The organism is Pseudomonas sp. X4 (genome assembly GCF_040784925.1).
Taxonomy (GTDB): Bacteria; Pseudomonadota; Gammaproteobacteria; order Pseudomonadales; family Pseudomonadaceae; genus Aquipseudomonas; species Aquipseudomonas putida_Z.
This window is the reverse complement of record NZ_CP160798.1, coordinates 4,959,083-4,980,389: the sequence shown is the minus strand read 5'-3', so window position 1 is coordinate 4,980,389 and position 21,307 is coordinate 4,959,083. Positions and strand designations below refer to the sequence as shown.

Genomic DNA, 21,307 nt, shown 5'->3' with positions numbered 1-21,307 from the left:
GGTTCAACGATCGCCGAAGCGGCGGATCGTCAACGGGTCGCCGGCAGCGAGCAGGACCTTGGCCAGCAGGCCTTCCAGGGTCTCGAGCTCTTCGGCTGCCAGCGCGCCGCACAACTCGTTCATGGCCGCCGCGCCGATTTCCGGCAGGCGGTCAGCCAGGCGCTGGCCATCGGCGGTAAGGGCCAGGCGCACCTGGCGGCGGTCGTCGGCGCAGCGGTTGCGCACGATCAGCTCCTTCTGCTCGAGGCGGTCGAGCATGCGGGTCATCGACCCGCTGTCCAGGCCCAGGTAGCGGCACAGCTCGGCCGGGGTGTCCACCTGGTACTGGGTGACGATGATCAGCACCTTGAACTGCGCGGCGGTGACGCCTTCGGATTCGAGGTGCCAGTCGAGAATACGGTCCTTGAGGATCGCCGCGCGGCCAAGCAGCATGCCGATGGCGCAGGTCTGGAAGTTTTCGGGGGAGAAATGGGCCATCGGAGGCTGCTCGGGTAATTGTGTAAAAATATTACTGCCTAGGCAGTGAATGTCAAAGCCTTGATTAGGTTGCTATGGAAAATTTCATGATTTTCCCCTTCTCTCGCCTGCCGAGGGAGGCTCTTGTGGGAGCGGCCTTGTGTCGCGAAAGGGCTGCGTAGCAGCCCCAGCAATCTTGGCTGTGGCGCAAATTACTGGGGCTGCTGCGCAGCCCTTTCGCGACACAAGGCCGCTCCCACAGGGACCGCGCAAGTCGCAGTCACACCGCTTTCAGGCCCAGTGCCTCCACCGCCCCGCAGGCAATGGCCATGCCCACCAACTCCGCCAGGCTATCCGCCTGCAACCGCTTCATCACCCGCCCCCGGTACAGGTCCACCGTCTTCACGCTGACGCCCAGCCGCTCGGCAATCTCGCGGTTGCTCAACCCTTGGGCCAGCGGCACGAACACGTCGCGCTCGCGCGGGGTCAGGCCGTCGATGCGCGTCTGCACCCGGGCCAGCGCCTGGTCGTCCTGGCGTGCCCGCCCGGCGTTCTCCAGCGCGGCCTGTACGCTGTCGAGCAGCAACTGGTCGTTGTAGGGCTTTTCGATGAAGTCGCAGGCGCCGGCCTTGAATGCCCGCACCACGATCGGCACATCGGCATGGCCGCTGACGAAGATCACCGGCAACCCCAGGCCACGCTCGCGCATCGCCTGCTGCACCGCCAACCCGCCCAGCCCAGGCATGCGCACATCCAGCAGCACACAGGCCGGCCCATCGTCGACGCAGGCGTCGAGAAACGCCTGCCCGCCGGCGAACGGCAAGGCCTGCAAGCCCACCGACTGCAGCAGCCACACCGTCGAGTCGCGCATACCCTGGTCATCATCGACCACATACACTTTCGCTTGCACCGCCATCTCCCCTTATCCCCTGCTGACCGCCAGGCGGCAGCACAGTACCAGACCGCCTTTGTCACCGGCACGCGCCCACAGGCTGCCGCCAAAGCCCTCGATCAGGCTGCGGCTCATGCTCAGGCCAAGGCCCAGGCCGTCGGCCTTGCTGGTGGTGAACGGCGTGAAGATTTCATCCAGGCGCTCGGGCGCCACGCCCGGGCCCTGGTCGGCCACCTCGACCAGCACGCCATCGCCATCGCGCGCAGCGCCCAGCAGGATACGTGACGGCCGCTCGCCATGCTGCTCGCGGTTGGCATCGATGGCGTTGCGCAGCAGGTTCAACAGCACCTGCTCCAGCAGTACCCGGTCGGCATACACCAAGGGCAACTGCGCGCTCATGCGCAACTCGACCACCACCTGGTCACGCGCGGCCTCCCAGGCGCACAGGCGCATGGCTTCGCCGGCCACCTCGGCCACGTCCAGCGCCTGCAGGCGGCGCGGCCCTTTACGCAGGAAGGCGCGCAGGCGGCGGATCACTTCAGCGGCATGGGTGGCCTGTTCGCTGATGCGTTGCAGGCCCTGCCCCACCCGCTCGCGGGCCTGCGGGTCGCGCTCCAGGCCCTGCAAGTAGCGCTGGCTGGCATTGGCATAGTTGACCACTGCGGCCAACGGCTGGTTGATCTCGTGTGCAATGCCCGAAGCCAGCTCGCCCAAGGTGGCCAACCGGGCACTGTGCGCCAGGCTTTCCTGAGCTTCGATGCGCAGGGTGATGTCGCGGGACACACTGACCACCTCCACCACCGTGCCGGTGTAGGTTTCGCGGATGGCTCGGCTGGCGATCTCGAACCAGCGGTAGCCGCCTGCGGCCTGGCGCACCCGGCAGGTCATGGTGTGGTAGCCGTCCTGGTCCAGCGCGGCGGCGGCCTGGCGCAGCACCTGGCGGCGCTCGCGCGGGTGCAGCAAGGTATGCACGGCCATGCCGCGCAGCTGCTCGGGCCACAGGCCAAGCAGGCGGAATGCCGCCGGCGAGGCATCGAGGAAGCGGCCGTCGGGGCTGTGCCGGGAGATCAGGTCGGTGGTGTTCTCGATGATCAGCCGGTACAGGCGCCGGGCGCGGCTGGCCTCGCGTGCGCCATGGCGCTCGTCGCTGGCGTCGCGGCCACGCGCCAGCACCTGCTGGCCCTGGTCGTCAGGGATGAAACTCCACAGCACGATGCGTTCACCGACCTGCACCTCGACATCGGCGATCGCCCGGCGCTGGCGCAGGCAGGCGCGCACCAGGGCGGCGCAGTTGCCCGGCAGCCAGCTGGCCAGTGCCGGGCCTTCATCGACCCAGGCCTGCAGCGCCGGGTTGAGTGCCAGCGGCCTGGCGTCGCCGGCCAGCATCAGGCTGGGTTGCGGGTCCTTGGCGAGCAAGGGATAGGCAGTGTTGTCCACGGTAGGCGGCTCGTTGTTATAGTAGTTTTACTATATTGCTATAGTCGATATTCCTAATACCATAGCGACTCGCGTAAAACTGCGACAAGGGGGAGCGGCCCACCGTCCGCCTCCCTGCACCCTGAACAGAGCTAACAATCAGCCACCGGGGGTCAAGCGCACAGGTTGTGCCTGCCTCCCCTACAGGATTACCGCATGTCGATCTATGCCCAGGGCCTGATGCCCGCTGCCGTCAACCATGTCGCCCTCACCCCGCTGAGTTTCATCGAACGCACCGCTGCCGTATATGGCAACTACCCGGCGGTGATCCACGGTGCCATCCGCCGCAACTGGCAGCAGACCTACCAACGCTGCCGACGCCTGGCCAGCGCCCTGGTGGGCCGGGGTATCGGCCGTGGCGACACCGTGGCGGTGATGTTGCCCAACATTCCGGCCATGCTCGAAGCCCATTTTGGCGTGCCCATGACCGGCGCCGTGCTCAATACCCTGAACGTTCGCCTGGACGCCGAGGCCATCGCCTTCATGCTGCAGCATGGCGAGGCCAAGGTGTTGATCACCGACCGCGAGTTCCACAGCGTCATCGAGGCGGCCCTGGCCTTGCTCGAGCACCCGCCATTGGTGGTGGATGTGGATGACCCGGAGTACGGCGAAGGCCGTGCGGTCAGCGAACTGGATTATGAAGCGTTCCTCGCCGAAGGCGACCCGGACTTTGCCTGGGAATGGCCCGATGACGAGTGGCAAGCGATCTCGCTCAACTACACCTCCGGCACCACCGGCAACCCCAAGGGCGTGGTCTACCACCACCGTGGCGCTTACCTGAACGCCCTGGGCAACCAGATGGTCTGGGGCATGGGCCATCGCCCGGTGTACCTGTGGACCCTGCCGATGTTCCACTGCAACGGCTGGTGCTACCCATGGACCATCACCGCGCTGGCCGGCACCCATGTGTTCCTGCGCCGGGTCGACCCGCAGAAGATCCTGACCCTGATCCGCGAGCACCGGGTCAGCCACCTGTGCGGCGCGCCGATCGTGCTCAACGCCCTGGTCAACATGCCCGAGGCGGCCAAGGCGGCCATCGAGCACCCGGTGCAGGCCATGGTCGCCGGCGCCGCGCCACCCGCCAAGGTCATCGGCGCCGTGGAAGAGATGGGCATACAGGTCACCCACACCTACGGCCTGACCGAAGTCTACGGCCCGGTGACGGTGTGTGCCTGGCATGACGAATGGGATGAGCTGTCGCTGGAAGAGCGCGCACGGATCAAGTCCCGCCAGGGCGTGCGCTACCCGACCCTCGACGGCCTGATGGTCGCCGACCCGCAAACCCTCGAGCCGGTGCCGCGCGACGGCAACACCCTGGGCGAGATCTTCATGCGTGGCAACACGGTGATGAAGGGCTACCTGAAGAACCCGGAGGCCACCGTCGAAGCCTTCCGTGGCGGCTGGTTCCACACCGGTGACCTGGCCGTGTGGCACGCCGACGGCTATGTCGAGATCAAGGACCGGCTCAAGGACATCATCATTTCCGGTGGCGAGAACATCTCCACCATCGAGGTCGAGGACGCCCTGTACAGGCATCCGGCGGTGCTGGAAGCCGCGGTGGTAGCGCGCCCGGATGAAAAATGGGGGGAAACCCCGTGCGCCTTCGTTGCCCTCAAGCCGGGCCGCGAAGACACCCGCGAAGCCGACATCACCAGCTGGTGCCGCGAGCATCTGGCCGGGTTCAAGGTGCCGAAGACCGTGGTGTTCGGCGAACTGCCCAAGACCTCCACCGGCAAGATCCAGAAGTACGTGCTGCGCGACCGGGCCAAAGCCCTCTGATCCAGTGGTGGCCTCTTCGCGGGTAAACCCGCTCCCACAGGTACAGCAATGTGCTCAGGTTTGGCGCGATCCCTGTGGGAGCGGGTTTACCCGCGAAGAGGCCAGCCCAGATTTCCCACTTTTCAAGAGCTACCGATGACCACCTACACAGCCCCCCTGCGCGACATGCGCTTCGTCCTGCATGATGTGTTCAACGCCCCGGCCCTGTGGGCCCGCCTGCCTGCCCTGGCCGAGCGCATCGACGCCGATACCGCCGATGCCATCCTCGAGGAAGCAGCCAAAGTCACCGGCCAGCTGATTGCCCCGCTCAGCCGCAACGGTGACGAGCAAGGCGTGCGCTTTGCCGCAGGCGAAGTCACTACCCCTGACGGCTTCCGCGAGGCCTGGCACACCTACCGCGAAGGCGGTTGGGTCGGCCTGGGCGGCAACCCCGAACATGGCGGCATGGGCATGCCGAAAATGCTCGGTGTGCTGTTCGAAGAAATGCTCTACGCCGCCGATTGCAGCTTCAGCCTGTATTCGGCGTTGAGCGCCGGCAGCTGCCTGGCGATCGATGCCCACGCCAGCGAAACGCTCAAGGCCACCTACCTGCCGCCCCTGTACGAAGGCCGCTGGGCCGGTACCATGTGCCTCACCGAACCCCATGCCGGCACCGACCTGGGGCTGATCCGCAGCCGCGCCGAGCCCCAGGCCGATGGCAGCTATCGCATCAGCGGCAGCAAGATCTTCATTACCGGCGGCGAACAGGACCTGACCGAGAACATCGTCCACCTGGTGCTGGCCAAGCTGCCGGATGCACCCACCGGCGCCAAGGGCATCTCGCTGTTCCTGGTGCCCAAGTACCTGGTCGAGGCCGATGGCCGCCTGGGCGCGCGCAACGCCGCCCATTGCGGCTCGATCGAACACAAGATGGGCATCAAGGCATCGGCCACCTGCGTGATGAACTTCGATGGTGCCGTCGGCTACCTGGTGGGCGAACCGAACAAGGGCCTGGCGGCGATGTTCACCATGATGAACTACGAGCGCCTGTCCATCGGCATCCAGGGCATCGGCTGTGCCGAGGCGTCCTACCAGAGCGCCGCCCGCTACGCCAACGAGCGCCTGCAAAGCCGCGCCGCCAGCGGCCCGCAGGCACAGGACAAGGCTGCCGACCCGATCATCCACCACGGCGACGTGCGGCGCATGCTGCTGACCATGCGCACCCTCACCGAAGGTGGGCGGGCGTTTGCCGCCTACGTCGGCCAGCAGCTGGACCTGGCGCGCTACGCCGAAGACGCCGGCGAGCGCGAGCATGCGCAGCGCCTGGTGGCGCTGCTGACGCCGGTGGCCAAGGCGTTCTTCACCGACAACGGCCTGGAAAGCTGCGTGCTCGGCCAGCAGGTGTATGGCGGCCATGGCTACATCCGCGAATGGGGCCAGGAGCAGCGGGTGCGCGACGTGCGCATTGCGCAGATCTATGAAGGCACCAACGGCATCCAGGCCCTCGACCTGCTCGGGCGCAAGGTGCTGGCCGACGGTGGCCAGGCGCTGGCCAGCTTTGCCACCGAGGTGCGGGCCTTCAGCGTGGATGCGCCGCTGCACCGTGAAGCCCTGCAAGCGAGCCTGGCGCGGCTGGAGGCCACCAGCGCCTGGTTGCGGGCGCAGGCCGGCGAGGATGCCAACCTGGTCAGCGCGGTGGCGGTGGAATACCTGCAGCTGTTCGGGCTGACTGCGTATGCCTACATGTGGGCGCGGATGGCGGCGGTGGCATTGGCCAGGCGTGACGAGGATGCCGCGTTTCATGGGGCCAAGCTTGCGTGTGCGGAGTTCTTCTTCCAGCGGGTCTTGCCGCGGGGGTTGGGGCTGGAGGCCAGTATCCGGGCGGGTAGTGGCAGCCTTTATGGTTTGGAGGCGGCGCAGTTCTGATGAGCCGCTGGGGGCGCTATGCGCCCCTTTCGCGACACAAGGCCGCTCCCACAGGTATCGCACCAACCCATCGGGCAGCGCTGTACCTGTGGGAGCGGCCTTGTGTCGCGAAAGGGCTGCGCAGCAGCCCCAACGATTTCAGCCTGAATTTACCTGCGCGAAGGGTTCTCAAACGCTGAAAAACCATCACCAATCCGACGAAAACCGGCACAACTGATAGTCATTCGCCATTACCTCGGTTCTCGGGAGCCCTCCAGCAAGGGTAGAATGCGCAAAACCCGGAGCCGCAATGAACCACGACCGCCTCAACCCCAGCCCAGACGATGCCATCACCGACGCCGCCGCGCACTGGTGCATGCGCCTGCACGCCGAAGATTGCACGGCGGGCGAGCGCGAGGCGTTCGCCCGCTGGCTGGCGGCCGACCCGCGGCATGCCGAGGAATACCAGGCGATGCTGGAAATCTGGCAAACCGCCGACCTGCTGCCGCGCAATGCCACCGTCATCGACTTCAACCCGCCCGTGCAACAGGCCGCGCGCCCGCGCAACTGGCGGCCGCTGGCATCCGCTGCCGCAATCGCCCTGGCGGTGCTGCCGCTGGCCGGCTGGGTGGGCTGGGAGCAAGGCTGGCTGCCCAACCACTACCAGCACTTCGAAGCCGGCGCGCACATGCAGACCGTGCAGCTGAGCGACGGCAGCACGGTGCAGCTCAACCTCAACACCGAGCTCACCTACCTCAACTACAAGGACCAACGCCAGGTCACGCTCAAGCGTGGCGAGGCGTTCTTCAAGGTGCAGCACGACAGCAGCCACCCGTTCATCGTGCATGCCGGTCGCGGCCAGACTCGCGTCACCGGCACCCAGTTCAACGTGTGGAAGTACCAGGAGCAGGTCAAGGTCACCCTGGTGGAGGGTTCGGTACTGGTATCCAGCGACGGCAGCGCCGGTGGCTACCGCCTGGGCCCGGGGATGCAGGCCAGCTATCACAAGGGCGACTTCGAGCCGCAACTGGAACAGAGCGACGACTACGGCAACAGCCTGGCCTGGCGCGACGGCAAGCTGGTGCTCGACAACCTGAGCCTGGAACAGGCCCTGCCGATTATCAACCGCTACCTCGACGCACCGCTGTTGCTGGCCGACGCCAGCACCGGCCGCATCCGCATCAGCGGAATCTACAACACCCGTGAGGTGGGGCGCCTGGTCAACAACCTGCCCAAGGTGCTGCCGGTCTACCTGACCCGCAGCAAGGACGGCAGCACCGTGCTCAACCGCATCTCGCCGCCGCCCGACAAGGGCTGACGCCCTCCCCGTCTTACAGCGTCATCGCCGCCAACCAGCCGAACGCCAGCAGTGGCAGGTTGTAGTGGATGAAGGTGGGCACCACGGTGTCCCAGATATGGTGGTGCTGGCCATCCACGTTCAAACCCGAGGTCGGGCCCAGGGTCGAGTCCGAGGCAGGCGAGCCGGCGTCGCCCAGCGCACCAGCGGTACCAACGATGCACACCGTGGCCAGCGGGTCGAAGCCCAGCTGCACGCACAGCGGCACGAAGATCGCGGCCAGGATCGGCACGGTGGAGAACGACGAGCCGATGCCCATGGTCACCAGCAGGCCCACCAGCAGCATCAACAAGGCCCCGACGCCCTTGCTGTGGTCGATCCACTGCGCCGAGGTTTCCACCAGGCTCTTCACCTCACCGGTGGCCTTCATCACGTCGGCAAAGCCCGAGGCGGCAATCATGATGAAGCCGATCATGGCCATCATCTTCATGCCTTCGGTGAACAGGTCGTCGGTGTCCTTCCAGCGCACGATGCCCGACAGCGAGAAGATCAGGAAGCCGACCATGGCGCCGATGATCATCGAGTCCAGCCACAACTGGACGATGAACGCCGAGGCAATCGCCAGCCCGGCCACCAGCAGGGTCAGCGGGTTGTACTGCACGCTCACCTGCTCCACCTGCTCGATGCGCGCCAGGTCGTAGTCACGCTTCTTGCGGTAACTGATGAATACCGCCAGCAACAGGCCAGCCAGCATGCCGGCTGCCGGAATGGCCATGGCGTGGGTGACATTCACGCCACTCACGTCGACACCCGCGCGGGCAACGTTGGCCAGCAGGATTTCGTTGAGGAAGATGTTGCCAAAGCCCACCGGCAGGAACATGTACGGGGTGATCAGGCCGAAGGTGATCACGCAGGCGATCAGCCGGCGGTCGATGCGCAGGCGGGTCAGCACGTACAGCAGCGGCGGCACCAGCAAGGGGATGAAGGCGATGTGGATAGGCAGGATGTTCTGCGACGACACCGCCACCACCAGCATCAGGCCGACCAGCAACCATTTGACCTTGCCGCCATTGGCATGGCCCTGGCGGTCGATCATGGCCAGGGCGCGGTCGGCCAGGGCATGGGCCAGGCCGGACTTGGCGATGGCCACGGCAAAGGCGCCCAGCAGTGCATAGGACAGGGCCACCGTGGCCCCGCCGCCGAGGCCGCCGTTGAAGGCCTTGAGCGTACCCTCGATACCCAGGCCGCCCACCAGCCCACCGGCCAGGGCCCCGATGATCAGGGCGATGACCACGTGCACGCGGGACAGGCTGAGTATCAGCATGATGCCGACCGCGGCGATCACTGCATTCATGGTTGGCTTACCTCATTGCGACAGAAAAAAAGCGCGCACTCTGAAGCAGTGGGCAGCAGATGTCAAAAGCGCCATGTTGCGGCGGATTACCAACGCCTCGCGCGGCCTGCGGATTAAATTGAACGTTTGAATAAAGAAAAGCCCGCGCCAGCCGACACATTCGTCAGCCACACTCTTATTACAAGGGACCCACCCCCATGCCTTTGCGACAACTTTCCATCCAGTGGAAGATCACCCTGCTCGCCGGTCTCTGCCTGGCCGGCATCGTCACCCTGCTCGTCGGCCTGTCGCTGTACCGCATGGACCACAGCTCGGACCTGGTCAAGGCCAGCAGCATGCAGATGCTGACCGAGTCGGCGCAGTCGCGCATCGAGTCGCAGGGCGAGGTGCAGGCGCTGAACATCCGCCGCCAGTTCATGGACGCCTACCAGTACGGCGCCGGTTTCGCCCGCCAGGTGCTGTTCCTGCGCGAGCAGGCGGAAAAGCGCTTTCTCGATGCCTTCGACCTGCGCGAGGACATGACCCGCCAGGTGCGCGCCGCCCTGCAGGCCAACCCTGAGCTGCTCGGCCTGTCGCTGGTGTTCGAGCCCAACGCCCTGGACAACAAGGACAGCCTGTTCGCCGGCAAGGCGGAACTGGGCAGCAACGAAACCGGGCGCTTCGCCCTGTACTGGTCGCAGCCGCGTGTCGGCCAGCTGACGGCCATGGCCCTGCCCGAACATGACATGGCCAACACCGAGATCGGCCCCAGCGGCCAGCCAGCCAATACCTGGTGGGTGTGCCCGCGCACATCCGGCAAGGTGTGCGTGGTGGAGCCCTACTTCTACGACATCGATGGCCAGCAGGTGCTGATGACCAGCATCGTCTTCCCGCTGGCAGTCGACGGCAAGGTGATCGCCACCCTGTCCATCGACATCAACCTCAACAGCCTGCAGGCCCTGAGCCAGGAGGCCAGCCGCAGCCTGTACGAAGGCCGCACCACGGTCGGCATCCTCAGCCCGGTCGGCCTGCTGGCCGGCTACAGCGCCGATGCCAGCAAGCTGGCCCAGCGCTTCGACCAGGTCGATACCGCCAAAGGTGCCGAACTGGTGCGCAAGCTGGCCGATGGCAAGATGACCATCGTGCACGACCAGCAGCGCCTGAAAGTGCTGGCCGCGTTCCGGCCGATTCCGGATGCCCAGCCCTGGGGCGTGCTGCTGGATGTGCCGGAAAACGCCCTGACCGGGCCGGCCGAAGCGCTGAAACAGGAACTGGACGCGCTGAACACCAGCGGCACCCTGCTGGAACTTGGCCTGGGCCTGGCGGCGGCGATTGCCGGCCTGCTGATGGTGTGGCTGATGGCCCGCGGCGTTACCCGGCCGATCCTCGGCGTGGCAAGCATGCTCAAGGACATCGCCAGCGGCGAAGGTGACCTGACCCGCCGCCTGACCTACCAGAAGCAGGACGAACTGGGCGAACTGGCCGGCTGGTTCAACCGCTTCCTCGACAAGCTGCAGCCGACCATCGCCGAGGTCAAACGCTCGGTGCAGGCCGCCCGTGGCACTGCCGACCAGTCTTCGGCAATTGCCACCCAGACCAGCGCCGGCATGGAGCAGCAGTACCGCCAGGTCGACCAGGTGGCCACTGCCTCGCACGAGATGAGTGCCACCGCCCAGGACGTCGCCCGCAGCGCCGCCCAGGCCGCGCAGGCCGCCCGCGACGCCGATCAGGCCACCCGCGAAGGCCTGGCGGTGATCGACCGCACCACCCACAGCATCGATGCCCTGGCCGCCGACATGAGCAACGCCATGGCCGAGGTGGAGGGCCTGGCGCAGAACAGCGAGAAGATCGGTTCGGTGCTGGAAGTGATCCGCTCGATCGCCGAGCAGACCAACCTGCTGGCGCTCAATGCCGCCATCGAGGCGGCCCGTGCCGGTGAAGCCGGCCGTGGCTTTGCCGTGGTCGCGGACGAGGTGCGCAACCTGGCCCAGCGTACCCAGGAATCGGTGGAAGAAACCCGCCAGGTGATCGAGGCTTTGCAGAACGGCACCCGCGAAGTGGTCGGGGCCATGGACAACAGCCACCGCCAGGCCCAGGGCGGCGTGCAGCAGGTTGGCCAGGCCGTCACCGCGCTGCAGCGCATCGGCCAGGCAGTGACGGTGATCACCGACATGAACCTGCAGATCGCCTCGGCCGCCGAGGAGCAGAGCGCAGTGGCCGAGGAGATCAACAGCAACGTGGCAACCATCCGTGATGTCACCGAATCGCTGTCGGGGCAGGCCAACGAGTCGGCGCGCGTAAGCCAGTCGCTGAACAGCCTGGCCAACCAGCAACAGGCGCTGATGGACCAGTTCCGCGTGTGAATGGATCAGGGCCGGCAGCTGCCGGCCCTGGCTCAGGCCGCGAACCTGCCACCGCCGAGGATGCGGTCCAGCAGCACCAGCGCGCCATGCACATTGGGCCTGGCGCCCATCGGCAGCACATCGGTACCGGGTAATGTGGCGTCGTGATACCCGGACGCCATGACCAGCTGATGCATCTGGTTGCCATTGAGATAGACGTGGTGCTGCTCCATTGCGTAGGACTGGATCAGGCTCAGTGTGCCGCACACCATCGGCGTAGCGCTGGAGGTGCCAGCGTAGCGGTCTGTGTAGTCCCTGTCCTCACCAGACAGGTCCTGCAAATCCCCATAGGAAAGCGTGACTACGCTGTCGCCCCAGGCATTGAGCATGCGGTAACGGTAATGGTGGTTCGAGTAGGCGTGGGGCTTGCCGTCATACGAGTGACTGGCGCCCACCAGGATGGCACCAGAATCGCCATGGTCATCGAAGTAGCGCCAATTGGTCAGGTCTACGCCCTGCCCTTCGTGGGTTTGTCGTTCTGCAAGGGTTTTGCTGCTGCCATTGGCCGCGGCATTGACCACCACTGCACCACGCTGGCTCAACTGCTGCATGACGGTCCACCAGGCCTTGTCGTGCAAGGACGGCAGCATCGTGCTCAACACCTCGATACTTGCAGTCTGGCGATTGATGCCGACGATGTCCCCGGGTTCTACATTGCGCAGCAACTCCGTGAGCGTCTGGAAACCGCCCTGGGCGTCTGTCGCGCGGTTGTTGTACAGGTACAGCTCGCTGTCATGGCTGATCCCTGTAGCGCCGACCCCGTTGCGCCTTGCCAGAATGATACCCACTGAAGCAGTGCCATGACGCGGATCATGGTTTGGCTCGAGCGACACGACGCTCAAGGCCGTGTTGCCACGCAGGTCTTCATGTCCAGCATGCAAACCACCGTCGCTGAAGTGAATCCGCGCGCCCTTGCCCGTCACCTTGTTGGCCCAGACCTTGCGCACATTCAGGCCCTTCCAGCGGGGGCCGGGTTCGTCGAGGTAGTTCTGGCGTGGCTCGAAGTCGGGCGTGGGTTGGGCATTTTCATAAGCCCTGTTGCCTGCCACCACTGCAGTACCTGTCAGCAAGGTTGCCAACAGCCCCGCCAGCACGAATGCGGCGGGGTGTGGTTCCGAAGGGGCAGGCGCCATCTGCATGGATATTACGTAATCCAGCGCGGCCATCGACTTGAGCAATGCCAGATAGGTGTCATTGAGCATGCTGGCAGGCTGGTCGAGGTAATAGTACTGGCGTAACGCATGAAGCCGGTTATCGTCCAGATCATGTTTATCCAGGACCGGCCTGGGCGCGATCACCGACTTCAGGTTCGGCCAGTAACGCGACAGGGCAGAGCCGGAAGCAGGCTCCAGGTCTCGAAGGAAGTGCTCGTAACCCCCGGCACTGAACTCGATGACCAGGGTCGGGTACGAAGTGCCTGGTGCCAATAGGGGCAGCGCGTGTTCGGCCACCTCCGCGCCCGCCACCGCCCGCTTGCGACGCCCGCCAGCAGAAGGCAACGGGACCTTGTCGAGGACGCTGCGGTTGATCTCCTCGGCCTTGATGTCGAGTACCAGCGGCGGCATGTCGATGACACCGGCCCCTCCGACAGGCAGGTTCATCGCCCGCGCATGCTCCTCCTGCAGTACCACCCTTGGTCGGATGGTATAGACCCCTGCTTCCTCCTCGGCGAGCAGTGTGGCTGGGCAACCGTGGTCGCTCAGCTTGCCGGTGTGGGCCCGGGAATAGGCCGAAATCCCTCTGAACGACACCGGGCCATCGGGGCCAGCCCGTTCCAGTTCGTAGCGAATTCGGCTGACCTTGTGCAGGTCTGCGCCACTGCAACGAACGTGCAGCTTTCCATCAAAACGGAAGTTGCGGTAGTAGACGAAATTCAAGTCCAGTGTCATCAGGAATACCTCGCAAAATGTACTTGCCAAACGGCGCTGGGCACCTTTGCAAACCGCCGCCCCCGCTGGCATCAGGAGCCCGTTCCCTGCCGCCGTCGGCACCGAGCGGGAGGGGTCGTCTACACTTGCCCGCAGCTACCACACGGCAACCGACGAGGGCCCTGATGAAGAGAATTCCAACGTTGCTGGCCGGCCTGCTGCTCGCCGTCGGCCTGGCCAGCACCGACAGCGCCGCCTCGGCAGAGCGCAGCGAGCCCATCCACTTTGGCGCCATCGGCTGGGAAAGCGGTGCCCTCACCACCGAAATCCTGCGGCTGATCGTGGAGCGCGGGTATGGCTACCCCACCGACACCCTGCCCGGCAGTACGGTCAGCATGGAAGTGGCGCTCGCACGCAACGACCTGCAAGTGATTGCCGAGGAATGGGCCGGGCGCAGCCCTGCCTGGGTCAGGGCAGAACAGGCCGGCCAGGTGTTCGCGCTGGGCGACACGGTCAAGAATGCCGAAGAAGGCTGGTGGGTGCCGGCCTACGTGATCGAAGGCGATGCGGAACGCAAGCTGGAACCCGTGGCGCCGGAATTGCGCAGCGTCGAGGACCTCAAGCGTTACCCGCAGGTGTTCCGCGACCCCGAGTCACCCGGCAAAGGGCGTTTTCTGAATAGCCCCAGCGGCTGGACATCCGAAACCGTCAACAGCCAGAAACTCAAGGCCTACGGGCTGAATGATCTCTATAGCAACTTCCGCAGTGGCTCCGGGGCTGCAATGGATGCCGAAATCGGCTCAGCCATCCGCCGTGGCCAGCCGGTGCTGTTCTACTACTGGAACCCGACCCCTTTGATGGGGCGTTACAAACTCATACGCCTGCAAGAGCCGCCGTTCGATGCCCAGGCCTGGGCCACCCTGACTGATGCCGGCAACCCCGAGCCCAAGGGCAGCAGTTCGCTGCCGGCCAAGTTGTCGATTGGCGTATCCAAGGCCTTTCGCGAGGGCTACCCGGAGCTGGTGAGCGTGTTCGAGCGGGTCGACCTGCCCATCGACCGACTGAACAAGGCACTGGCCGACATGAGCGAAAAGCGCACGCCGCCCCGCGACGCTGCCCTCACCTTCCTGCGCGATAACCGCGAGGTGTGGAAAGCCTGGTTGCCTGCGGACATTGCCAGCAAGGTCGAGGGCAGCCTGTGAGCGGCGGCTTCCCCGAAGCCCTGCAATTCTCCTTTGCCGACAGCGTCAACCGCCTGGTCGACTGGCTGGTGCTGCATTACGGCGATCACCTGCGCAGCGTCTCGGACCAGTTGCTGCAACTGCTGGTCGGCCTGGAAACCCTGCTGCGCCTGCTGCCGTGGTGGCTGCTGCTGTTGCTGATCGGCCTGCTTGCCTGGCATGCCAGCCGCAGCGTGCTGCGCAGCGCGCTACTGGTGGCGCTGCTGGCCCTGATCGGCATGCTCGGGTTGTGGGACAAACTGCTGCAGACCATGGCGTTGGTGCTGGTCAGTACCAGCCTCTGCGTGCTGGTGGGCGTGCCGCTGGGCATCCTGCTGGCTGCCCGGCCACTGGCGAAGCGGTTGCTGTTGCCGGTACTGGATGTGATGCAGACCTTGCCGGCCTTCGTTTACCTGATCCCGGTGCTGATGCTGTTCGGCCTGGGCAAGGTGCCCGCCGTGTTCGCCACGCTGATCTATGCCCTGCCACCGCTGGTGCGGCTGACCGAACTGGGCCTGAGCCAGATCGACCCTTCGCTGCTGCAAGCCGCCCATGGCCTGGGGGCCAGCCGCTGGCAGCGGTTGCGGCGCATCGCCCTGCCGCTGGCGCTGCCGAGCATCATGGCCGGGCTCAACCAGTCGGTGATGATGGCCCTGTCGATGGTGGTGGTGGCTTCGATGATTGGCGCCCGCGGGCTGGGCGAGGACGTGCTGTCGGGGATCCAGACCCTGAATGTCGGCCAAGGCGTCGAGGCCGGGTTGGCGATCGTCGCCCTGGCCATGGTGATCGACCGGATCAGCCAGGCTTATGGGCGTAGTGGGCGTTGAGCAGTGCTGCCTGCCCCGGCCCTATCGCCGGCAAGCCAGCTCCCACAGGGTGCCGCAATGGCCACCGCCGGTGGAGTACCTGTGGGAGCTGGCTTGCCGGCGATAGGGCCGGGCCTGACAATGCAGCTCTGTCAGCTTGAAAACCGGACCTCACCCGCATGTCCCTCAAAGCCTTGCGCACCCTGGTGACCATCGCCCGCCACGGCACCTTCGCCCGTGCCGCCGACCTGCTCAGCCTCACCCCTTCGGCGGTGAGCCTGCACATCAAGACCCTCGAACACGAACTGCAGGTGACCTTGTTCGACCGCAGCCGCAGGCAGGTGTCGCTGACCGAAGCCGGCCAGTTGGCGGTGGCCCGCGCCGAGACCATCCTGGCTAGCTATGACGAACTGGCCGACGCCCTGGCCAGCGGCCCGAGCCTGCGCGGCCGCCTGCGCCTGGGGGCGATCCACACGGTGCTGGCGCGGCGCCTGCCCAAGGCGCTGGTGTGGATCAAGGCGCACCATCCGCAGCTGCATGTCAGCGTGGCCTCCGGCATGTCGGCCGAACTGGCACGGCGGGTGGAAGACGGCGAACTCGATGCGGCGATCACCACCGAGCCGGTCAGCCCCTACCCGCAAAACCTGGACTTCACGCCGTTGTTCGAAGACCGCTTCTGGGCCATCGCCAGCCCCGACCTGGCCGGGCTAAGCGTGCCGCAGTTGCTGGCCAGCCAGCCGTTCCTGCGCTTCGACAAGCGTGCCTGGGCCGGGCGGCAGATCGAGCAGGAGCTGCGCCGACAGCATCTGCAGGTGAGCGAGCAGATGGAGCTGGACAGCCAGGAAGCGCTGGCGCGCATGGCGGTGATGGGCCTGGGCGTGGCAATCATCCCCATGGCCGATGACGACCTGCAACGCTTGCCACCGGCCACCTGCCTGCCGTTTGGCGACCCGCAGCTGACCCGGCGGGTGGTGTTGCTGGAGCATGAGAAAAGCCAGCGGCGGCATTTGAGTGCGGTGCTGAAGACTGCGCTGGAGGCTTGAGATTGCCGGGGCCGCTGCGCGGCCCTTTCGCGACACAAGGCCGCTCCCACAGCGAACGCGTTGCATTTGAAGGCAGTGGCAAACCTGTGGGAGCGGCCTTGTGTCGCGAAAGGGGCGCACAGCGCCCCCAGAGCAACCATGCATTTTTTCTCAACAGTCAGTAAAGAAAACAACGTTTTTACAGATCGATCCGCACCAGTAGTCTGTGCCCCGTACCCGACCACGGAACGTCGATCATGCTCCATCTGCTGCTGACTACGCTGCTGCCGATCATCCTGCTGATTGCCCTAGGCACTTTCCTGCGCCTGCGCGGCTTCCTCGCCGATAGCTTCTGGCCCGGCGCCGAGCGCCTGAGCTATTACGTACTGTTGCCGTCTCTGTTCCTCCATGGCCTTGCCACCGCCAACCTCGATGGCGTGCCGGTGCTGGGCATGGTCGGCGTGCTGATGCTCTCGACTCTGGCCGGGGCCGTGCTGCTGGTGCTGTACCAGGGCGCAATCAACCACGACGGTGCCGACTTCACCTCGGTGTTCCAGGGCGGCATCCGCTTCAACAACTACATCGGCGCCACCCTTGCAGCGGGTATCTACGGCAGCGCCGGCATCGCCCTGGCGGCGGTGGCCAACGCCGCCATCGTGCCACTGGTCAACCTGCTTTGCGTGCTGGTGTTCGCCCGCTTCAGCGCCCGCCATAGCTCACCGGCCACAGTGCTGCGGGCCATCTTCGCCAACCCCTTGATCGTCGGTTGCGCCGGCGGGTTGCTGCTGCGCGCCAGCGGGCTGGGCCTGCCAGCGGGTATCGAACCCACGGTCAAGGCCCTGGGCCAGGCCGCCCTGCCGCTGGGCCTGCTGTGCGTCGGTGCAGCCTTGGGTGGTGCCCGCCTGGGCCAGCAGGTGCGCCCGCTGATGGCGGCGTCGGCATTCAAGTTCCTGGTCATGCCGCTGACCACCTGGGGCTTGTGCCGCCTGCTTGGCCTGGGTGGCCAGGCAGCGGTGGTGGCGGTGCTGTTCCAGGCACTGCCGACCGCGTCATCCTCCTATGTGATGGCCCGGCAAATGGGCGGTAACGCACCGCTGATGGCCACCATCATCGCCCTGCAGACCGTGTTGGCCGCCGCCACCCTGCCTTTGGTGCTGATGCTCGCGCTTGGCTAGACTGTGAACCAGCCCACAGTTCGGGAGCTTGCATCATGCGCCTTTCGTGGATGGTGATCGGCCTGGTTTCGGCCCTGCTCGCAGGCCCCTTGCACGCGGCCGACCCGGCCAAGGCTGCCGTCGCCGAGGACAAGGCCGAGGTGCTCGAGGAAAAAGTGGTGAATGACACACCACCCCCGGAAAAGGCCGAGACCCTCACGCCGGGCGAAGCGCAGGCAGTGGACCCGGCCGGCCAGGCGCCGCTGGATGACAGCATCACCTGCCTGGCCCGCACCATCTACTGGGAGGCCAAGGGTGCGGACGCCGAAGACATGGCCGCCGTGGCCAACGTCGTGCTCAACCGCCTGGGCCACGATGGCTTCCCGGATACCATCTGCGGCGTGGTCAAGCAGGGTGTGGAAAGCAAGGCCTGCCAGTTCTCCTGGTGGTGCGACGGGCGCCCGGACCAGGTCGAAGAAGCGCAACGCTACGGCATTGCCAAGGAAATCGCGCGCAAGGCGCTCAACCAGCAGTTGAAAGACCGCACCGGGGGTGCCTTGTACTTCCATGACCGCAATGTGCGCCCGGACTGGGCCAAAGCCTACCGCCGGACGGCGCAGACCCGGCATTTTCTGTTCTACAAACCGAACCAGGCGGTGGCGCGCTGATACCCGCCGGGCGCCGGCCAACGGGCTGACAGCTGTGGTTCGATAAGAATGATTACCAACTGTTCGCACTTTTCCGATGATCAGTGGTCTACTCCGTCTTTTGCCGCCAGCAACGAATGCCGGCGTTTTCATTGCTTTGCACGATCCCGGGCCAAAAGCCCCGGGCTTGTGTAGGATGAGCAGCGCAAACCACGACGCTGCCAGTCATAGGGAGATCCACATGCGCGTCCTGTCATCCGTTGCCGCCTTGTCGCTGGGCCTGGTCGTTTCGGCCGGGGCACTGGCTGCCACCGGCGAAGAGGCGCAACTGATCGATTCGATCAATGTCTACCGCAGCAAGGCCCAGCCCTGCGGTGGCGAAGCGTCGTTGGAGCTGCCGCCGCTCAACAGCGATACCCGCCTGGCGCTGTCGCCAGAGGGTACCCGGGACCTGCAGCAGGCCATGACCCGCGCCGCCTACCCGATGGTCAATGTGCAGGCCATCAGCCTGTCGGGGCCGCGTGATGCGCGCGCTGCCATGCATGCCATCGAAGAGAGCTTCTGCCAGGTGGTGCTCGACCCGCAGTTCGTCGATATCGGCGTCAGCCAGGAAGGTCGCGACTGGCGCATCGTGCTGGCCCGGCCGCTGCTCAGTGGTCGCCTGGGCGACTGGCAGGCCGAGGGGCAGAAGGTGCTGCAGGAGATCAACGCCGCGCGCAAGGTGCCGCGCCAATGCGGTGGCCAGCCCTTCGCCGCCGCCCCCGCGCTGAGCTGGAGCACGGTGCTGGCCGGGGTTGCCGCCAACCACACCCGGGCCATGGCCAACCAGAACTTCTTCGACCACATCGACAAGGATGGCCGCACCCCCGGTGACCGGGCAGAGCTGGCCGGCTACCTGTACCAGCAGATCGGCGAAAACATCGCCGCCGGGCGGGATACCGCGCGCAAGGTGGTCGATGGCTGGCTGGATAGCCCGGGGCATTGCGCGACGCTGATGAACCCGGACTTCCGCGAGCTGGGCGCTGCGTATGCAGTGGACCCGAAGAGTGACGCGGGGATTTACTGGACAGGGTTGTTCGGGACGCCGCAGTAGGCCGGCTCTCACAGGACTCATTGAAATAGCAGGGACCCTGTGGGAGCGGCTTTAGCCGCGAACACCCGCGCAGCCGGTGCCATGCACCGCGGTGGCTTCTTCGCGGGTAAACCCGCTCCCACAGGGTACGTGGACCGCTTGTGAATTCAGTTCTCTACGTGACAGCGCAGTTCCAGGGCCGTGCAACCAAACCGTCGCCGCACGCACTTGCCCAGGTAACTGGCATCGCCCAGGCCCACTTCATCGGCAATCTGCGCCAGGCTGTGGCTGGAATTGAGCAAGCGCCAGCGCGCCTGTTGCAGGCGCATCTCCAGCCACCAGGCCTTGGCGCTCATGCCGTGGCTGGCGTGAAACTGCCGGTCCAGCTGGCGCCGGCTGATGCCCAACTCCGCCGCCAACTGCTCCGCGGTCAACGGCGTACCCAGGTGATGACGCATCAACGCCTGCGCGCGCTGTACCTGCCGCCCCTGCCCCGCCCCCAGCTCCAGCGAGCGCAAGGCATGGCGGCTATCGCGGGTTTCATCCACCAGCATGTCGGCCAGGCCCTTGAGCGCCCGGGCCCGCCCGCAGGCGCGTGACAACAGGGCGACGGCCAGGTCCATGGCCGCGGTGCCGCCGGCGCAGGTGATGCGGCTACCGTCGATGCAATACAGCTGCTCACTCAGCACCTGCAAATGCGGGAAGGCCGCACGAAATTCGGCTTCGTGGCGCCAATGCACCACTACCTTGTGCCCCTGCAGCAACCCGCAGGCGGCCAACAGGAAAGCACCGTTGTCGACCCCCACCAGCTTGACGCCAGCCTTGCCAGCCTGCCTGAGCAAGGCCCGGTAGCGAGGCGCCAGCGCGGCAGTGGCCATGGCATTGCGCCCGCCGAACACCACCAGGTAGTCGAAACTGGCCAGCTCGAGCTGGCCAGCGACGGCCTCGACCTGCACCACCGCGCCGCTGCTCGACGGCACCGGGTCGAGGGTCAGCCCTGCCACGGTCCAGCTGCAGTAGCGCTGCTGGCTGTAGTCCTCGTCGTCGGCGCTGAAACGCAACTTGTCGAGAAAGGCGCCGAACGGCAGCAGGGCAAAATCCGGTAACGGCAAGATCAGCAAGCGGATATCGGGCAGCATTGGCATCGCGTCCAGAAACGACCATTCAATGTCCGGATCATACCCTTGCCGGCCAAGGTCGGCGCCATAGACTGACGCCCTCCCCATCAACAAGGCATTTCCCACCATGGCACTGGACACCTGGCTCATCTACCTGCTGGCCAGCATCGGCCTGTCGCTGACCCCGGGCCCCAACAGCCTGCTGGCCCTGACCCACGGCGCCCTGTATGGCGCACGCCGGACGTTGTTCACCATCGTCGGCGGGGTGTTTGGCTTCAGCGCCCTGATCGCCTTGGCCATGTTTGGCCTCAGCGCATTGCTGCAGGCCTCGGCCTCGGTGCTGAGCGTGCTCAAGTGGGTGGGTGGCGCCTATCTGATCTGGCTGGGTATCCAGCTGTGGCGCAGCCCGGGTCTGCACCTGGAACTGACCGCGCAAAGCGCGCGGCTGGGCAATGCCGGCCTGTTCCGCCAGGGCCTGCTGTCGGCCATGGCCAACCCCAAGGTGCTGCTGTTCTACGGCGCTTTCCTGCCGCAGTTCATCGACCCGCAGCGCGGGTTGCTGCTGCAGTTCGTGGTGATGGCGGCAACCTTTGCCAGCGTCGAGTTCCTGGTCGAATACCTGTTGGCACGCCTGGCGTTTCGTATCCGGCCATGGCTGGCCAAGGGCGGCAAGGGCTTCAATCGCTGCTGCGGCAGCCTGTTTGCCTTGATTGGTGTGGCGTTGCCGCTTGGGCGGTAGCGTCTGATACAGGCGTGTGCCGTTCTTTTTGTGGGAGCGGCCTTGCGTCGCGAAAGGGGTGCGAAGCGCCCCCACGATCTACGCATCACTTCAGAATTGCCGGGGCCGCTTTGCGGCCCTTTCGCGACACAAGGCCGCTCCC

17 protein-coding genes are annotated in these 21,307 nt (G+C 65.7%); 11 read left to right on the top strand and 6 right to left on the bottom strand.

Going from position 1 to position 21,307, the window contains the following annotated elements; translation table 11 throughout:
- Positions 1-3: 3 nt before the first annotated feature.
- From ABX298_RS22235 to ABX298_RS22225, 3 genes are all read right to left on the bottom strand, one after another.
- Complete coding sequence (locus ABX298_RS22235; protein WP_025338875.1) at positions 4-477, bottom strand: MarR family winged helix-turn-helix transcriptional regulator; 474 nt, start codon at positions 475-477, stop codon at positions 4-6.
- Between the two features lie 259 nt (positions 478-736).
- Positions 737-1,372: a response regulator transcription factor gene (locus ABX298_RS22230; RefSeq protein WP_075045021.1), complete on the bottom strand. Its 636-nt coding sequence runs from the start codon at positions 1,370-1,372 to the stop codon at positions 737-739.
- Positions 1,373-1,378: 6 nt separating this feature from the next.
- A complete protein-coding gene (locus ABX298_RS22225) occupies positions 1,379-2,785 on the bottom strand; it encodes a sensor histidine kinase (RefSeq protein WP_075045020.1) in 1,407 nt (468 codons plus the stop codon).
- 195 nt (positions 2,786-2,980) lie between these two features.
- Here ABX298_RS22225 and ABX298_RS22220 point away from each other — a divergent pair, with 195 nt between their 5' ends.
- From ABX298_RS22220 to ABX298_RS22210, 3 genes are all read left to right on the top strand, one after another.
- Positions 2,981-4,603 (top strand): acyl-CoA synthetase, encoded by a 1,623-nt coding sequence (locus tag ABX298_RS22220; RefSeq protein ID WP_367393651.1) that lies wholly within the window; start codon positions 2,981-2,983, stop codon positions 4,601-4,603.
- 135 nt (positions 4,604-4,738) lie between these two features.
- A complete protein-coding gene (locus ABX298_RS22215; protein WP_367393650.1) occupies positions 4,739-6,508 on the top strand; it encodes an acyl-CoA dehydrogenase C-terminal domain-containing protein in 1,770 nt (589 codons plus the stop codon).
- Between the two features lie 289 nt (positions 6,509-6,797).
- Complete coding sequence (locus ABX298_RS22210) at positions 6,798-7,805, top strand: FecR family protein (RefSeq protein WP_075045017.1); 1,008 nt, start codon at positions 6,798-6,800, stop codon at positions 7,803-7,805.
- Positions 7,806-7,818: 13 nt separating this feature from the next.
- Here the strand turns inward: ABX298_RS22210 and ABX298_RS22205 are convergent, their stop codons facing one another.
- Positions 7,819-9,138 (bottom strand): Na+/H+ antiporter family protein, encoded by a 1,320-nt coding sequence (locus ABX298_RS22205; protein ID WP_025338869.1) that lies wholly within the window; start codon positions 9,136-9,138, stop codon positions 7,819-7,821.
- A 197-nt stretch (positions 9,139-9,335) separates the two neighbouring features.
- Between ABX298_RS22205 and ABX298_RS22200 the strand changes: the two genes are divergently transcribed.
- The gene (locus ABX298_RS22200) at positions 9,336-11,480 is read left to right on the top strand and encodes a methyl-accepting chemotaxis protein (RefSeq protein ID WP_025338868.1); all 2,145 of its coding nucleotides are present in this window, start codon (positions 9,336-9,338) and stop codon (positions 11,478-11,480) included.
- Between the two features lie 32 nt (positions 11,481-11,512).
- Here ABX298_RS22200 and ABX298_RS22195 read toward each other — a convergent pair whose 3' ends face one another.
- Entirely contained in the window at positions 11,513-13,408 is a 1,896-nt protein-coding gene (locus ABX298_RS22195) for a S8 family serine peptidase (RefSeq protein WP_367393649.1), read from the bottom strand.
- Positions 13,409-13,572: 164 nt separating this feature from the next.
- Here ABX298_RS22195 and ABX298_RS22190 point away from each other — a divergent pair, with 164 nt between their 5' ends.
- The 6 genes from ABX298_RS22190 to ABX298_RS22165 all read left to right on the top strand — a co-directional run bounded on the left by ABX298_RS22190 (position 13,573) and on the right by ABX298_RS22165 (position 19,329).
- Positions 13,573-14,589, top strand: a complete 1,017-nt coding sequence (locus ABX298_RS22190) for an ABC transporter substrate-binding protein (protein ID WP_367393648.1) — start codon at positions 13,573-13,575, stop codon at positions 14,587-14,589.
- Positions 14,586-15,434, top strand: a complete 849-nt coding sequence (locus tag ABX298_RS22185) for an ABC transporter permease (RefSeq protein ID WP_367393647.1) — start codon at positions 14,586-14,588, stop codon at positions 15,432-15,434. Before ABX298_RS22190 ends, ABX298_RS22185 begins: the two co-directional genes overlap by 4 nt.
- A 158-nt stretch (positions 15,435-15,592) precedes the next feature.
- Positions 15,593-16,456 carry a LysR family transcriptional regulator gene (locus ABX298_RS22180; protein ID WP_367393646.1) on the top strand — a complete coding sequence of 288 codons (864 nt, stop codon included), beginning with the start codon at positions 15,593-15,595 and terminating at the stop codon, positions 16,454-16,456.
- A gap of 236 nt (positions 16,457-16,692) precedes the next feature.
- Positions 16,693-17,610, top strand: coding sequence for an AEC family transporter (locus ABX298_RS22175; RefSeq protein ID WP_367393645.1), 918 nt, complete (start codon positions 16,693-16,695; stop codon positions 17,608-17,610).
- A gap of 35 nt (positions 17,611-17,645) precedes the next feature.
- On the top strand, positions 17,646-18,257 hold the full coding sequence (locus tag ABX298_RS22170; protein WP_317409155.1) for a cell wall hydrolase: 612 nt from the start codon (positions 17,646-17,648) through the stop codon (positions 18,255-18,257).
- A gap of 220 nt (positions 18,258-18,477) precedes the next feature.
- Positions 18,478-19,329: a CAP domain-containing protein gene (locus tag ABX298_RS22165; RefSeq protein ID WP_025338862.1), complete on the top strand. Its 852-nt coding sequence runs from the start codon at positions 18,478-18,480 to the stop codon at positions 19,327-19,329.
- A gap of 146 nt (positions 19,330-19,475) precedes the next feature.
- On the opposite strand, the gene ABX298_RS22160 is transcribed toward ABX298_RS22165, so the two are convergent.
- Positions 19,476-20,447, bottom strand: a complete 972-nt coding sequence (locus tag ABX298_RS22160) for a GlxA family transcriptional regulator (RefSeq protein ID WP_084785164.1) — start codon at positions 20,445-20,447, stop codon at positions 19,476-19,478.
- Positions 20,448-20,553: 106 nt separating this feature from the next.
- Here ABX298_RS22160 and ABX298_RS22155 point away from each other — a divergent pair, with 106 nt between their 5' ends.
- Entirely contained in the window at positions 20,554-21,165 is a 612-nt protein-coding gene (locus ABX298_RS22155) for a LysE family translocator (RefSeq protein ID WP_075045011.1), read from the top strand.
- Positions 21,166-21,307 lie beyond the last annotated feature (142 nt).